At 69.3% G+C, this 14,201-nt stretch carries 12 protein-coding genes and 1 pseudogene; 6 read left to right on the forward strand and 7 right to left on the reverse strand.

From position 1 onward, the window contains the following. The 3 genes and pseudogenes from ACWD12_RS16420 to ACWD12_RS16430 all read left to right on the forward strand — a co-directional run. Positions 1-781, forward strand: a pseudogene (locus tag ACWD12_RS16420) (ubiquinol-cytochrome c reductase cytochrome b subunit); the annotation flags it as partial. A 399-nt stretch (positions 782-1,180) separates the two neighbouring features. Continuing rightward, positions 1,181-1,645: an RNA polymerase sigma factor gene (locus ACWD12_RS16425; protein WP_450100255.1), complete on the forward strand. Its 465-nt coding sequence runs from the start codon at positions 1,181-1,183 to the stop codon at positions 1,643-1,645. 73 nt (positions 1,646-1,718) lie between these two features. Next, complete coding sequence (locus ACWD12_RS16430) at positions 1,719-2,720, forward strand: hypothetical protein (RefSeq protein ID WP_450100089.1); 1,002 nt, start codon at positions 1,719-1,721, stop codon at positions 2,718-2,720. Positions 2,721-2,864: 144 nt separating this feature from the next. Here ACWD12_RS16430 and ACWD12_RS16435 read toward each other — a convergent pair whose 3' ends face one another. The 5 genes from ACWD12_RS16435 to ctaC form a co-directional block, all read right to left on the reverse strand. Further along, the gene (locus tag ACWD12_RS16435; RefSeq protein WP_450100090.1) at positions 2,865-4,106 is read right to left on the reverse strand and encodes an Ig-like domain-containing protein; all 1,242 of its coding nucleotides are present in this window, start codon (positions 4,104-4,106) and stop codon (positions 2,865-2,867) included. A gap of 184 nt (positions 4,107-4,290) precedes the next feature. Further along, on the reverse strand, positions 4,291-5,580 hold the full coding sequence (locus ACWD12_RS16440) for a L,D-transpeptidase (protein WP_358361837.1): 1,290 nt from the start codon (positions 5,578-5,580) through the stop codon (positions 4,291-4,293). Between the two features lie 279 nt (positions 5,581-5,859). Next, positions 5,860-6,258 (reverse strand): cytochrome c oxidase subunit 4, encoded by a 399-nt coding sequence (locus ACWD12_RS16445; protein ID WP_358361841.1) that lies wholly within the window; start codon positions 6,256-6,258, stop codon positions 5,860-5,862. After that, positions 6,255-7,967 (reverse strand): aa3-type cytochrome oxidase subunit I, encoded by a 1,713-nt coding sequence (gene ctaD, locus ACWD12_RS16450; RefSeq protein ID WP_358361843.1) that lies wholly within the window; start codon positions 7,965-7,967, stop codon positions 6,255-6,257. Before ctaD ends, ACWD12_RS16445 begins: the two co-directional genes overlap by 4 nt. Continuing rightward, positions 7,964-8,851, reverse strand: coding sequence for an aa3-type cytochrome oxidase subunit II (gene ctaC, locus ACWD12_RS16455; RefSeq protein ID WP_358361846.1), 888 nt, complete (start codon positions 8,849-8,851; stop codon positions 7,964-7,966). Before ctaC ends, ctaD begins: the two co-directional genes overlap by 4 nt. Positions 8,852-9,116: 265 nt before the next feature. Here ctaC and ACWD12_RS16460 point away from each other — a divergent pair, with 265 nt between their 5' ends. Then, the gene (locus tag ACWD12_RS16460) at positions 9,117-10,550 is read left to right on the forward strand and encodes an aminotransferase class V-fold PLP-dependent enzyme (RefSeq protein WP_450100091.1); all 1,434 of its coding nucleotides are present in this window, start codon (positions 9,117-9,119) and stop codon (positions 10,548-10,550) included. 82 nt (positions 10,551-10,632) lie between these two features. On the opposite strand, the gene ACWD12_RS16465 is transcribed toward ACWD12_RS16460, so the two are convergent. Then, a complete protein-coding gene (locus ACWD12_RS16465; protein ID WP_450100092.1) occupies positions 10,633-11,610 on the reverse strand; it encodes a carbohydrate kinase family protein in 978 nt (325 codons plus the stop codon). 298 nt (positions 11,611-11,908) lie between these two features. On the opposite strand from ACWD12_RS16465, the gene ACWD12_RS16470 reads away from it, so the two are divergent. Then, positions 11,909-12,133, forward strand: a complete 225-nt coding sequence (locus ACWD12_RS16470) for a hypothetical protein (RefSeq protein ID WP_358361853.1) — start codon at positions 11,909-11,911, stop codon at positions 12,131-12,133. Between the two features lie 159 nt (positions 12,134-12,292). Here ACWD12_RS16470 and ACWD12_RS16475 read toward each other — a convergent pair whose 3' ends face one another. Then, positions 12,293-12,643: a HesB/IscA family protein gene (locus tag ACWD12_RS16475; RefSeq protein ID WP_235055879.1), complete on the reverse strand. Its 351-nt coding sequence runs from the start codon at positions 12,641-12,643 to the stop codon at positions 12,293-12,295. A 230-nt stretch (positions 12,644-12,873) separates the two neighbouring features. On the opposite strand from ACWD12_RS16475, the gene nadA reads away from it, so the two are divergent. Then, complete coding sequence (gene nadA / locus ACWD12_RS16480; protein ID WP_358361856.1) at positions 12,874-14,067, forward strand: quinolinate synthase NadA; 1,194 nt, start codon at positions 12,874-12,876, stop codon at positions 14,065-14,067. Positions 14,068-14,201 lie beyond the last annotated feature (134 nt).

Consider the following 14,201-nt stretch of genomic DNA (forward strand, 5'->3'; position numbering starts at 1 on the left):
CCTGGTGCAGATCAACCCGATCTGGTCGTACGGTCCGTACAACCCAGGGCAGATCACCGCCGGTTCCCAACCCGACTGGTACATCGGCTTCCTCGAAGGCTCCCTGCGCATCATGCCGAACTGGGAGACCAACCTCTGGGGCCACACGATCAGCTGGAACGTGCTGATCCCGTCGCTGGTCGTACCGGGTGTGATGTTCACCTTCATCGCGGCGTACCCGTGGCTGGAGGCGTGGGTCACCGGTGACAAGCGCGAGCACCACCTGCTCGACCGCCCGCGCAACGTGCCGGTCCGCACCGGCCTCGGTGCCGCGTGGATCGCGATGTACCTGGTGCTGTGGATCGGTGGCGGCAACGACATCATCGCCACGCACTTCCATCTGTCGATCAACGCGATCACGTGGACCATGCGCGTGCTGTTCTTCGTCGCCCCGGTGCTCGCCTTCGTGGTGGCCCGCCGGATCGCGATGGCGCTGCAGCGCCGGGACCGCGACAAGGTCCTGCACGGCCGCGAGACCGGCATCATCAAGAAGCTCCCGCACGGCGAGTTCATCGAGGTGCACGAGCCCCTCGACGCCGAGAAGCGCTTCTTCCTGACCGCGCACGAGCAGCCGGCCGCGGCCGAACTGCCGCCCGCGGTCGACGAGAACGGCGTGGCGCGCAAGCTCAAGCCCGGCGAGAAGCTGCGGGTGCGCCTGTCGCGCTGGTACTTCGCCGAGCCGATCGAGAAGCCGACCGCCGCGGAGTACGAGGAGATCACGAGCGGCCACGGCCACCACTGATCCGACTGCTGACGCCACATCAGCGGGCCGAGGGCCCCACCGGAGTTCCGGTGGGGCCCTCGGCCTTTGCGTGCCCGCATACGCGCCCCCGCACGGCCCTGAGCGGCCTCCTGGGCGCCTTTCCGGCCACCGCGTAACATCCGTGCTCCCTCCCGCGTGTATAGGACGTCAGCAGGCGCCAAGGGGACGGGTCACGGGATGCGGCAGGGTCGGCAGGGGATGCGGGACGACGACGCGGGGCACGGTGCCGCCCCCGGCACCGGGCAGGAGCCGGCGGCCGGGGACGCGCGGGACGCCGGCAACAACGCGGGGGCGGCGGAGGACGCGGTGGCCGCGGCGGCGTCCGCCGCCACCGCCCGTGCGGAGTTCGACGCGTTCTACGCCGCGACGGCGCGGCGCATGGTCGCGGCGGTCTACGCCCTGACCGGCAACCTGGCGGACGCCGAGGACGCGGTCCAGGAGGCGTACGCCAGGGCGTGGGCCAAGTGGACCCGGCTCCAGGCCGACGGCGATCCCGGCGGCTGGGTCCGCGTGGTGGCGCAGCGTCTCGCGATCAGTTCCTGGCGCAAGGCACGGAACCGGCTGCGGGCCCACGTCCGGCACGGTTCCCCGTCCGCGGTCCCGGAGTTGGGGCCGGACCACGTGGCCCTGGTGGCGGCGCTGCAGAAGCTGCCGAAGGACCAGCGACGCGTGGTCGTCCTGTTCCACCTGTACGACCTGCCCGCCGAGGCGGTCGCCCGCGAACTGGGCTGCTCGGCAGGCGCGGTGCGGACCCGGCTCTTCCGGGCCCGGCAGGCACTCGCCGAACACCTTGGCGAGGAATCCGCCGCCGAACCCGCCCCGGCCCCCTCCAGCACCCGCTGACGTCCCGTCACAACGCACACACGCACCTGCGCACGCGCAGACGTACACACGCAGGCACGCAGACAGGGAGACCATGACCATGACCGACGACCTCGACCGCCGCCTCCGCGGCCTGGTGGACGACATCGAGCCGGCGGTTGTCATCTCGCCGGCGAGCGAGACCCGCGCCCGGGGCACCCGGCGCAAGCTGCGCCACCGCACGGCGGCGGGCGTCGCCGCCGCGGCGGCCGCCGGGATGATCGCGACCGGGTTCGTCGCGCTCGGCGGTTCCGACGGCCGGGCCACCGGGCAGCCGGCCGGGCCGACCGCCTCATGTCCGCCCGGCGGGGGTCCGATGGAGGTCAAGCCCAATCCGTCCGGCTCGACTGCCTCCTCTGATGCGACCGCCCCGCCGGGCGGGCAGATGCCGCTGTCGGCCATGGGGGCCTTGCAGCAGTACTCCGCCGAACAGGGTCTTTCGTACGGGCCCTGGTGCGCCGAACCGCCGGCCGGGACGCAGGGACCCCTGTCCCCCAAGGCGCTGCGCTCCGCCGACCTGCCCGCCGTGGCCGGAGGCTGGACCCAGCCGGAGTACGCCCAGGGCACCTGGTCGGGAACCGCCGCGGAGAACCGGGTGTCCCCCAGCGTGTTCTGCCTTCCCTCGACGTGGACCACCGTCAACGCGAGCCACCCGGACGTGTACATCACGGGTGTCGAGGTGCCGCCCACGACGGAAATGCTGCGTACTTCCCACTCCTTCGGGGTGCCGTCGGGCCCGGGGCAGGCGATCGGCAACGTCACCGAGACCATCGCGACCTTCGCCACCGAGGCCGAGGCCCAGGCGGCCGAGGCGAAGCTCGCCGCCGCCGCGGCAACCTGCCAGGCGCGGTACCCCGGCGCGTCGCTGACGCAGTTGGGCACCGCGGACGCGCCGATCTGGAAGTGGGACCACGCCCCCGATTCGTATCGCGGCTACGAGGGCTACATCCGATCCGGCAAGACGATCGTCGTGATCGGCTACCTGCAAGGCGGGCCGTTCGCCACCGAGTTCGCACCGCAGATCCTGCAGACCGCGATCGACCGCGCGACCGGCTGATCCACCCGAACCGACCCACGCCAGCCGACCCACGCCAGCCGGCCCGGACCGGCCGACCCCGACCGCACGCCGTCACGCCGTCGACCCCTGCGCCCACCACGGGTGCAGGGGTCGACCGCGTGCCGGATGCGGCCCGGCGGCCCGTCAGGCGGCCGTCGCCGGCTCCGTCGTCGTCGAGCCCGCCACGCTCTGGCCGAGCCACTGGTCGAACGACATGTTCCATTCGCCGTACCCGTTGCCGGACAGCTCCATCGACTTGCTGCTGCCGGTGTTCACGACGTTGACCACGTCTCCGACCCTGACCTCGCCGAAGAACCAGCGTGCGTTCTCGGTGCTCATCCCGACGCAGCCGTGGCTGACGTTGGCGCTGCCCTGCGAACCGACCGACCAGGGCGCGGCGTGCAGGTACTCGCCGCTCCACGTCACCCGGGCGGCCCAGTAGACGTCGAGCCGGTAGCCCTCCGAACTGCCCTCGGCGATACCGACGGTGGTGCCGTCCATCAGGACGTGCTCCTCCTTGCCGAGGATCACCTTGGTCCCGGCGCGCGTGGTGAAGCCGGGCTTGCCGGTGGTCACCGGGACGGTACGCAGGACCTCGCCGTTGCGCGTCACCGTCATCTGGTGGGCGGCCGAGTCGACGGTCGCGACGAACGCGTCGCCGATGGTGAAGTCCGTGATGGTGCCCGGTCCGCCGTACACGCCGCCGCCCATGGGCACGCCGTACAGGTCGCTGGACACGGTCACCTCGGTCCCGGCCGGCCAGTAGGTCTTGGGGCGGAACCGCACGGTCTGCTCGTCGACCCAGCCCCAGGCGCCCTCGACAGGCGTGCTGGCGGTGACGACGAGCCGCTTCTCGACCGCCTCCCGCGCCGCGGGGTCCTCGATCTTCTGGTCGAACTCGATGCTGATCGGCATACCGACACCGACCGTGCTGCCCTTCTCCGGCAGGACCTCCTTGGCGGAGACGATCGCCGTCGGGGTCGCGGTGGTGAAGGTGGAACTGCGGGTCGAGGTCAGGCCGTGGCCGTCCACGGCGGTGGCCTGCACGGTGTACTTGGTGCCGTACTGAAGGGGCTTCTCGCTGTGCCACGAGGCGCCGCCTGGGCTGATGCTGCCGGGAACGGCCGTACCGTCGGCGGCCGTCAGGCTGACGCCGGACAACACGCCGCCGCCGGAGCCGACGGTGACCACGCTCTCCGGGGCCACCGCCGCGCTGCCGTCCTGCGGCGTCATGGTGAATCGGGCGGTGCTGACCGTGGGTTTGGGCGCCGGCTTGGCGTCCGTCCCGAATATCGCGCAGCCCCCGAGGGCCAGCATCGCCGCCGTCGTCAGGGCTATCGGCCGCAGCAGGCGCTGGGGACCGAAGGGAACCGTGATGGCGCGCACCCGGAACCTCCTGCGTCAGGGGGCACTGTCTGATCAAGTGTCACCTGAATTGATCAAGAAGGATCGTTGGTGCACCCATTCGGGCTCAAAGATCACACGTATGCGCGGGCGCGTCCCGTCTCCGGGAACGCCGCGGGGGCCGCCTCCCAGGAGACGGCCCCCGCGTGCGCACGGTGTGCGGGTGTTACGAGGCGGAACCCAGCGGGGTGATGGTGGCACCGGGGTTGGCCAGCGCGCTCGCCTTCAGCCAGGTGTCCCAGTCCGCGTTCCAGTCGCCCCAGCCGTTGCCGTACTTGACCTTCTTCTCGGTCCCGTTGACGACCTCGATGACGTCACCGGTGTTCACGGTGTCGAAGAACTTGCCGGCGTTGGCCGTGCTCATGCCGATGCAGCCGTGCGAGTCGTTCAGCTTGCCGAACTTGCCCTCGTTCCACGGCGCGGCGTGTGCGTAGGTGCCGGACGACGTCATGTGCACCGCGTACCGCACGTTCTTCATGTTGTACTCGCCGGGCAGGCCGACCGTCTCGGAGTTCATGTCGATGCCGTCGACCTTGTCCATGACGACCATCGTGCCGGTCCAGGTCGGGTACGACGGACCACCGGCGGAGATCGGCAGCGTGTTGATGACCTCGCCGTTCTTCTTGACGGTCATCTGCTTGGACTTGAGGTCGGCGGTCGCCACGATCGAGTCGCCGATGGTGAAGGTGCCGCCGCGGTTCTGGGTGCCGTACGTGCCGTCCGCCGACTTGGCGCCCGCGAGGTTGGCCTTCCAAGTCACCTTGGTGCCCGGCTGCCAGTACGCCTTGGGGCGGTAGTCGACGCGCTCCTTGCCGTCGTGATCCATGACCCAGGCCCACGAACCCTCGACCGCGGGCTCGGCGACGACGCTCAGGTTCCGCTCGACCGCGGCCTTGTCCTTGATCGGCCGGTCGAACTTGAGCGAGATGACCGTACCGACGCCCAGCGTCGCGCCGGAGTCGCCGTCGGGCATGTAGGAGTACTCGAAGTTCTTGCCCGCAGCCACGGTGGTGAAGCTGCTGTTCGCGGTGACCTCGACGCCGTCGGCGTTCGCCGCCTTCGCGGCGACCGTGTACTTGGTGTTGTTGGCCAGCGGCGTCGCGGGGGTCCACTTGGCCCCGTCCGCCGACGTCTTGCCCTCGACGGCCTTCCCCTTGGCGTCGGTGACCGTCACCGAGGTGACCTTGCCGTTCGTCGCGTCGACCGCCAGCGCGCCGTCGGTCTCCACCGACTTCGCACCGTCCGCGGGCGCGATGGCCAGTGCCGCGGGCGGGGCCGCCGGCTTGTTCTTGCCCCCGCCGCCGACCTGGTCGGCGGATATCGCGCCGCCGGACTCCTTGGGGTCGGCCTTCCCACCGCCCGACGAACACGCGGTCAGCAATGCCAGCGGTACGACGAGCAGTCCCGCGGCCAGCCTGGTGGCCCCCGTACGCGTCGCTCCTGTGATGCGGGGCACGCGATCCCTCCCTTATCGCTTGCGCAGACCTGCTGCGAACCGTATGCGCTGTTTTTGACGCCCCCTCAGCGCACGGGGTTCCGGATTCCGGAGACAGTCACACAACAGTGACAACTCCGGGAACCGGGGCCGCACCACACACGCATGCGCGTGCGATCGCTCGGCCAATTTGTTGCGGTACGACCGGCAAATGATCCGAATGGACGAAGCCGGTCACCCATCTGGGTGACCGGCCTCGCGTGTGTCCTGGTGATCCGAGACCCGGGGCCTCTCAGCGGATCACTGGTTCTGGTTCTCTCCGCGGTAGTACTCGAAGACCCACCCGAACAGAGCGATTCCGACGATCGGGGCCCCGAAGTAGCAGAGCCACCAGCCGAAGATGACGCCGAGGAACATCAACGCGCTGCCGCAGGCGAGCATGAGCGGAGCCCAGCTGTGCGGGCTGAAGAAGCCCAGCTCGCCCGCGTCGTCGGCGACATCGCCCTCTTCGTTGTCCTGCGGCAGCAGCTCGCTGCGCCGCGCGGTGAACCAGAGGTAGTAGCCGATCATGATCGACAGACCGAAGGCCAGGGCCAGCGCCGTGGTTCCGGTCGGGTCTTCCGAGAGCACCCAATAGATGATGGTGACCGGAAGGATGAACAGCGCGACCAGCGTCATGAGCGCACCGGTGAACTTCACCGCTCACTCTCCTTGCCCGCCGAGACGGCCTGCCTGTCGTCGCCCAGGTAGTCCAGGGCGGCGATCTCCGGGTGGTGGAGGTCGAAGGCCGGCGACTCCGAACGGATGCGCGGCATCGAGGTGAAGTTGTGCCGCGGCGGCGGGCAGGACGTCGCCCATTCGAGCGAACGGCCGTAGCCCCACGGGTCGTCCACGGTGATCTTCTTGCCGTACTTGTGCGTCTTCCACACGTTGTAGAGGAACGGCAGGATCGACAGGCCCAGCAGGAACGAGCCGATCGTCGACACCATGTTCAGCGACGTGTAGCCGTCTGAGTCGAGGTAGTCCGCGTACCGCCGCGGCATGCCCTCCGCACCCAGCCAGTGCTGCACCAGGAACGTGGTGTGGAAGCCGATGAACAGCGTCCAGAAGGTGATCTTGCCGAGGCGCTCGTCCAGCATCTTGCCGGTGAACTTCGGCCACCAGAAGTGGAAGCCGGCGAACATCGCGAACACGACGGTGCCGAACACCACGTAGTGGAAGTGCGCGACGACGAAGTACGTGTCGGACACCGCGAAGTCGAGCGGCGGCGACGCGAGGATGACACCCGTCAGACCGCCGAACACGAACGTCACGAGGAAGCCGATCGTCCACAGCATCGGTGTCTCGAAGGACAGCGAGCCGCGCCACATCGTGCCGATCCAGTTGAAGAACTTCACACCGGTGGGCACCGCGATGAGGAACGTCATGAACGAGAAGAACGGCAGCAGGACCGACCCGGTCACGAACATGTGGTGTGCCCACACGGTGACCGAGAGACCGGCGATCGCGATGGTCGCGCCGATCAGGCCCTTGTAGCCGAACATCGGCTTGCGGGCGAAGACCGGGATGACCTCGGAGACGATGCCGAAGAACGGCAACGCGATGATGTACACCTCTGGGTGTCCGAAGAACCAGAAGAGGTGCTGCCACAGGATCGGTCCGCCGTTGGCCGGATCGAAGATATGGGTGCCGAACTTGCGGTCGGCCTCCAGCGCGAACAGCGCGGCGGCCAGGACCGGGAACGCCATCAGGACCAGGATCGAGGTCAGCAGGACGTTCCAGCAGAAGATCGACATGCGGAACATCGTCAGACCGGGCGCGCGCATCGCGATGATGGTCGTGATGAAGTTGACCGCACCGAGGATCGTGCCGAAGCCGGACATCGCCAGGCCCATGATCCACATGTCGGCGCCGATTCCGGGAGACCGGATCGAGTCCGACAGCGGCGCGTACGCGAACCAGCCGAAGTCCGCCGCACCCTGCGGGGTGAGGAAGCCGGCCACCGCGATGATCGAGCCGAACAGGTAGAGCCAGTAGGCGAACATGTTCAGCCGCGGGAACGCCACGTCGGGCGCGCCGATCTGCAGCGGCATGATCCAGTTCGTGAAGCCGGCGAACAGCGGCGTCGCGAACATCAGCAGCATGATCGTGCCGTGCATCGTGAACGCCTGGTTGAATTGCTCGTTCGACATCACCTGCGTGCCCGGACGGGCGAGCTCGGCGCGCATGAACAGCGCCAGCACACCGCCGATGCAGAAGAAGACGAACGACGTGATGAGGTACAGGCTGCCGATGGTCTTGTGGTCAGTGGTCGTCATCCACTTGACCACGGCGTTGCCGGGGGCCTTCTTGCGACGCACCCCCGTCGCGCCCACCGCCACGCTCTGTGGCTCGTTGAGGATGGTCACTTTTCACTTCCCGGGGTGTGCTCAGCCTGGGCCGGCATGTTGATCTGGCTGCGAACGGCCCCGGTCTGACCCTGTTCCTTCAGCAGCGCCAGGTGACGCTGGTACTCCTCGGGGGTGACGATCTTCACCTTGAAGAGCATGCGGGAATGGTCGGCGCCACACAGCTCCGCGCACTTGCCGTCGTAGTCGCCCAAGACCTCGGGCGTGATCTCGAACTTGTTCGTCTTGCCGGGGATGACGTCCAGCTTGTAGAGGAACGACGGCACGTAGAACGAGTGGATCACGTCGGGCGAGTTCAGTTCGAACTGCACCTTCTGACCCTGCGGCAGGTAGAGCGTGGGGATGTCCTGGGTCGACCCGGTGTCATAGACCGCGCCGGTCTTGTTCATCGGGCCTTCCTTGTAGTTGAAGGCCCACTGCCACTGGAAAGCGGCCACCTCGATGACGTTGACCGACTGGAACGCCGGGTCCGACCTCTTGGTGGTTTCCTGGATCTTGGTCTCGTCGCGCGCGGTGAAGTAGAAGAAGACCGCGATGATGATGCCGGGGATCACCGTGTACAGGACCTCGAGCGGGAGGTTGTACCGGGTCTGCGGCGGGATCTCCTGCTTCGTGCGACTGCGCCGGTGGAACACGATGCTCCACAGGATGAGCCCCCACACGACAACGCCGACGATGAGGGCTGCGATCCAGGAGCCCTGCCAGAGTGAGAGAACCCTGTGGCCCTGCTCGGTCGCCGGGTTCGGCAGTCCGAGTCTGGGCAGATCCTTGGAGTCGACGGAGCAGCCGGTGGCGGTCGCGGTGACGAGGCCCAGAGCCAGCAGCTGCGGCACCCTGCGCCGCATCCAGCGCCGCGGCGAGCGGTCGGAGCCGTAGGGACTCACGTAGCGCCTTCCCGAATGTCTCGCCCATAACGGCGTGCTGACGGGGAACTTCATCCCCCGGCGGTCCGTCGCACGGGCAGGTTTGGATGTTTCTGCGGGGCAACCCTACTGGAGCGGTATTCGGGTCGCGCGCCGAGGTCCGGTGTGGCGGAAAAGAGGAATGTGATGAGCCGTCCGATCGAGTGAAGTTCCCGGGCGCGACCCGCGAACGCGCACTCGAACAGCCGGTTCACGCACCGGCCGGAAGGCGGACTACCGTCCCTGTATGGCGTACTTCGACGCGGCCTCCGCCGAACCCCTGAACACTGCCGCGCGCTCGGCTTTCCTCAGCGCAATGGAGGAGGGCTGGGCGGACCCCGCGCGGCAGTACCACGACGGCCGGCGGGCCCGCATGCTGCTGGACGCCGCCCGCGAGACCGTCGCGACGGTACTCGGCGCGCGTCCGGACGAGGTGGTCTTCACCGGATCGGGCACCCAGGCCGCGCAGTTGGGGCTGCTCGGCACGCTCGCCGGCCGACGCCGTGTCGGCGCGCACGCGGTGGTCAGCGCGGTCGAACACTCCTCGGTGCTGCACGCCGCCGAACTGCACGAGGCGGGCGGCGGGGAAATCACCCGGACGGTGGTGGACCGCACCGGACGCGTGGACCTCAAGGCGCTCGAAGCCGCGCTGCGCGACGACACCGCGGCCGTGGCCGTGCAGAGCGCGAACCACGAGGTGGGCACGCTCCAGCCGGTCGCCGAGGTGGCCGAACTGTGCGCCGCGCGCGGCATTCCGCTTGTCGTCGACGCCGCACAGTCGGTCGGGCGTGTCGCGGTGCCGGAAGGCTGGTCGGTGCTCGCCGCGAGCGCGCACAAGTGGGGCGGCCCGGCCGGCGTCGGCGTGCTGGTGGTGCGCAAGGGCACCCGGTACGTCTCGCCGCTGCCGTACGACGAGCGCGAGGCCCGGCGCGTACCCGGGTTCGTGAACGTCCCGGCGATCGTGTCGGCGGCGGTCGCACTCGGCGCGATGGCGACGACGTCCGACGACGAGAACCGGCGGCTGTCGTTGCTCGTCGACAAGATCCGCGAACGCGTCCCGCGGACCGTCCCGGACACCGAGGTGGTCGGCGACCCGGTCGCCCGGCTCCCCCATCTGGTGACGTTCTCGTGCCTGTACGTCGACGGCGAGGCCCTGCTCACCGCACTGGACCGCGCCGGGTTCGCGGTCTCGTCGGGCTCGTCGTGCACCTCGTCCACGCTGACGCCGAGTCATGTCCTGGAAGCCATGGGCGTGTTGTCGCAAGGCAATGTGCGCGTCTCGCTGCCGCAGGGCACGCCGGAGGCCGAGGTCGACCGCTTCCTCGCGGTGCTGCCGGGAATCGTGGCCGACCTGCGCGCGGTGACGAGCGCGGGCGGCGCGGCGACGGTGCCGGCCCCGGACCCGGCGGCCGTCGCGGGGCAGGCCGCGGACGAGTCCGTCCCGGCGGACGACGTCCCCGCGCTGGTGCTGGACACGCTCGGCCGCCGCTGCCCGATCCCGGTCATCGAACTGGCCCGGCACATCGGCGAGGTGCCGAGGGGTGCGGTGGTGGCGGTGCTGTCCGACGACGAGGCCGCGCGGCTGGACGTCCCGGCGTGGTGCGACATGACGGGCAACGAGTACGTCGGCGAGCGGCCGGGCGAGGCGGGCGGCACGGCCTACCTCGTCCGGCGCTCGTGAACGGCGGTCCGATCCGCGGCCGTTCGCGGCTGTCCGCGATCGCCCGCGGTGCCGGCCGGGCTCCGACGGAACCGGACGGCGTTCAGACGGTGAGGTGCGCGCTCACGTCCGCGGCGGCCGCGTCGCCGTACGCCTGCGCGAACCGCTCCAGGAACGGCGCGCGGCGCAGCGAGTACTCCTGTGTGCCGACCGTCTCGATCACCAGCGTGGCCAGCATGCAGCCGACCTGAGCCGAGCGCTCCAGGTCGAGCCCCCAGGCGAGGCCCGCCAGGAAGCCGGCCCGGAAGGCGTCACCGACGCCGGTCGGGTCGGCCTTCTTGCGCTCCAGCGCGCATTCGACGCGGATGGTCGCCTCGCCGCGCCGGTCGATGCGCACGCCCTTGGGGCCGAGCGTGGTGACGCGGATGCCGACGCGGTCCAGGATCTCCTCGCTGGACCAGCCGGTCTTCTCCTCGATGAGGGCGGCCTCGTACTCGTTGGTGAACAGGTACGCGGCGCCGTCGACCAGGCTGCGGATGTCGTGCTTGCCCATGCGCGCGAGCTGCTGCGAGGGGTCGGCGGCGAAGGTGTAGCCGCGCTCCCGGCACTCCTCGCTGTGCCGCAGCATCGCCTCGGGGTCGTTGGCGGCGATGACCACCAGGTCGAGGCCGCCCACGCGCTCGGCGATCGGGCGCAGTTCGATCTCGCGGGCCTCGCTCATCGCGCCGGTGTAGAAGGACGCGATCTGGTTGTGGTCCTCGTCCGTGGTGCACAGGAATCGCGCGGTGTGGTGCGTCTCGGAGATGTGCACCGAGTGGGTGTCCACGCGGTGCCGGTCCAGCCAGGAGCGGTAGTCGGTGAAGTCAGCGCCCGCGGCGCCCACGAGGATCGGCTTGAGGCCGAGGCAGCCCATTCCGAAGCAGATGTTCGGGGCGCAACCGCCCCGGCGTACGTCGAGGGTGTCCACGAGGAACGAGAGCGATACCCGGTGCAGCTCCTCGGGAAGGAGCTGGTCCGCGAAACGGCCGGGGAAGGTCATCAGGTGGTCGGTGGCGATCGACCCCGTCACGGCGATGCGCACGGGCTTGCTCCTGGGATGAGGGGGCGGCGCCGCGAGCAGGCCCGGCGCCGGAAGGCCCGTTCACGGTACCGGCCCCGGAGGTTGCGTGGTGCGCGCCGCGACAGACCGGTTGCCGCCGGTGGACGTGCGCTTGCCGGCGGGTGGGCTGATCGGGCGGCCGGAACGCGCGACGGGGGCGGCGCGGCGGCCGGAAACTACCCATCGGTAGACGGTGCGGTCACGCAGTGTGCGAAATAGGCTGAGGACGTGGCCGCGACTTTGCGGCGATTTATCCCGGCTTCATCGCGAGGAGTGCTTAATGTCTGCTTCGTCCGGCCAGGTGCGCTCGTACCTTCCGCCGAAGGCCGAGGCCGAGTCGATGGCCGAGCTGCGCGGCGACTGCGCCCGGATCGACGTGTCGTGGACGACTCCGCACGTCGCCAAGCCCCTCCCGACGACGCCGTTCTCGCCGACCGCCCCGGCCGTCGAGGTCCCGGCGCGCGGTGCGGCGATGGTCGCCGGCCTCGCGGAGTTCGGCGACTGACGCCTCTTCACTGACACCCCTTCTCCGGACAGCAAACTGCGGCGGCAGTCCTCGGTGAGGACTGCCGCCGCAGTTGTGTTCGTGGCGCCCGCGGCGTCACCGCCGCCGAAGATCAGCCGAACGAATCGCCGCAGGCGCCACTCGGCCGAACGGGTCGCGTCAGCTGAACGAGTCGCCGCAGGCGCAGGAGCCGGCCGCGTTCGGGTTGTCGATCGTGAAGCCCTGCTTCTCGATGGTGTCGACGAAGTCGATGGTCGCGCCGCCGAGGTACGGAACGCTCATGCGGTCGGTGACCACACGCACGCCACCGAACTCCTGGACGGAGTCGCCGTCGAGCGAGCGCTCGTCGAAGTACAGCTGGTAGCGCATACCGGAACAGCCGCCCGGCTGGACCTGCACGCGCAGCGCGAGGTCGTCGCGACCCTCCTGCTCGAGCAGGGCCTTGACCTTGGCCGCGGCCTCATCGGTGAGGATGACGCCACTGGTCGTGGTCTCGTCCTTGACCGTCATCTGGAAGCTCCCACGTGGTGGTTCGGTGCTGGATACGGCTATCACCGTCCGCAACGAACGGTGCCCTGGTTTCTATTCCAGGCCCGATCCGTTCATGGTCGCATACCGCCGACCGTGGCGGGGCGGGCCCGGCATTGTGAGCCGCGTCGCGTGAATCGTGTAAGCAGGACCCACTCTCGTCAATCCGACGAAATCAAGGTAGTATCCATTGCGTCAGTTAGACGAAAAGGATGGGCACCGTGACCGCGACCAACGATCTGGACCTGCCGCCGGGCGTCGAGGCGACCCCGCTGGCGCTGCTGCTCCTGGGCCGCGGCGCCGACCCGTACAGCGAGCGCGGCGTCGAGTGCCCCGGCGACCTGCCGAACCCGGCCGACCCCACGCTGGTCGCGCGCGCCCGGGCCGCGAAGGAGAAGCTCGGCGACTCCGTCTTCATACTCGGCCACCACTACCAGCGCGACGAGGTCATCCAGTTCGCCGACGTGACCGGCGACTCGTTCAAGCTCGCGCGCGAGGCGGCGGCCCGGCCGGACGCTCCGTACATCGTCTTCTGCGGCGTGCACTTCATGGCCGAGAGCGCGGACATCCTGACCAACGACGGCCAGCAGGTGATCCTGCCGGACCTCGCCGCGGGCTGCTCGATGGCCGACATGGCGACGTACGACCAGGTCGAGGAGTGCTGGGACGTCCTGACCGACGCGGGCATAGCCGACGTGACGGTCCCCGTCTCGTACATGAACTCCTCGGCCGACATCAAGGCGTTCACCGGCCGCCACAACGGCACGATCTGCACCTCCTCCAACGCCAAGCGCGCCCTGGAGTGGGCCTTCGAGCAGGGCGAGAAGGTCCTGTTCATGCCGGACCAGCACCTCGGCCGCAACACCGCCGTGCTGGAGATGGGCTTCTCGCTCGACGACTGCGTGGTCTACAACCCGCACAAGCCGGGCGGCGGCGTCACCCCCGACCAGCTCCGCGCGGCCAAGATGATCCTGTGGCGCGGCCACTGCTCGGTGCACGGGCGCTTCGGCCTCGACTCGGTCGAGGACGTCCGCAACCGCATACCCGGCGTGAACGTGCTCGTGCACCCGGAGTGCAAGCACGAGGTCGTCACCGCGGCCGACTACGTGGGCTCGACCGAATACATCATCAAGGCCCTGGACGCGGCCGCGCCCGGCAGCGCGTGGGCCATCGGCACCGAGCTCAACCTGGTCCGCCGGCTCGCCAACGCGCACCCGGACAAGCAGGTGGTGTTCCTCGACAAGACCGTCTGCTTCTGCTCGACGATGAACCGCATCGACCTGCCCCACCTGGTGTGGGCGCTGGAGTCCCTGGTAGACGGCAAGGTCGTCAATCGCATCCAGGTCGATCCCGACACGCAGAAGTTCGCCAACCAGGCGCTCAACCAGATGCTCGCGCTCCCGTAGCGCACCGAAGCTCCCGCGACGGGCCCGGTCGGCACCCCCGACCGGGCCCGTTCTGCTGCCCACCTCGTGAGCGCGTGTTCCGGGGAGGGTCTCTACAGGCGGTCCGCAGGGTGGACGAAAAAGTTCGGGAAATT

The organism is Streptodolium elevatio, assembly GCF_053592165.1.

What these genes read in the sequence shown, in the direction of transcription:
- ACWD12_RS16425 (WP_450100255.1), top strand. Translation starts at nt 1,181, where the DNA reads ATGGTCGCGGCGGTCTACGCCCTGACCGGCAACCTGGCGGACGCCGAG.
- ACWD12_RS16430 (WP_450100089.1), top strand. Translation starts at nt 1,719, where the DNA reads ATGACCATGACCGACGACCTCGACCGCCGCCTCCGCGGCCTGGTGGAC.
- ACWD12_RS16460 (WP_450100091.1), top strand. Translation starts at nt 9,117, where the DNA reads ATGGCGTACTTCGACGCGGCCTCCGCCGAACCCCTGAACACTGCCGCG.
- ACWD12_RS16470 (WP_358361853.1), top strand. Translation starts at nt 11,909, where the DNA reads ATGTCTGCTTCGTCCGGCCAGGTGCGCTCGTACCTTCCGCCGAAGGCC.
- ACWD12_RS16475 (WP_235055879.1), bottom strand. Translation starts at nt 12,643, where the DNA reads ATGACGGTCAAGGACGAGACCACGACCAGTGGCGTCATCCTCACCGAT.
- nadA (WP_358361856.1), top strand. Translation starts at nt 12,874, where the DNA reads ATGGGCACCGTGACCGCGACCAACGATCTGGACCTGCCGCCGGGCGTC.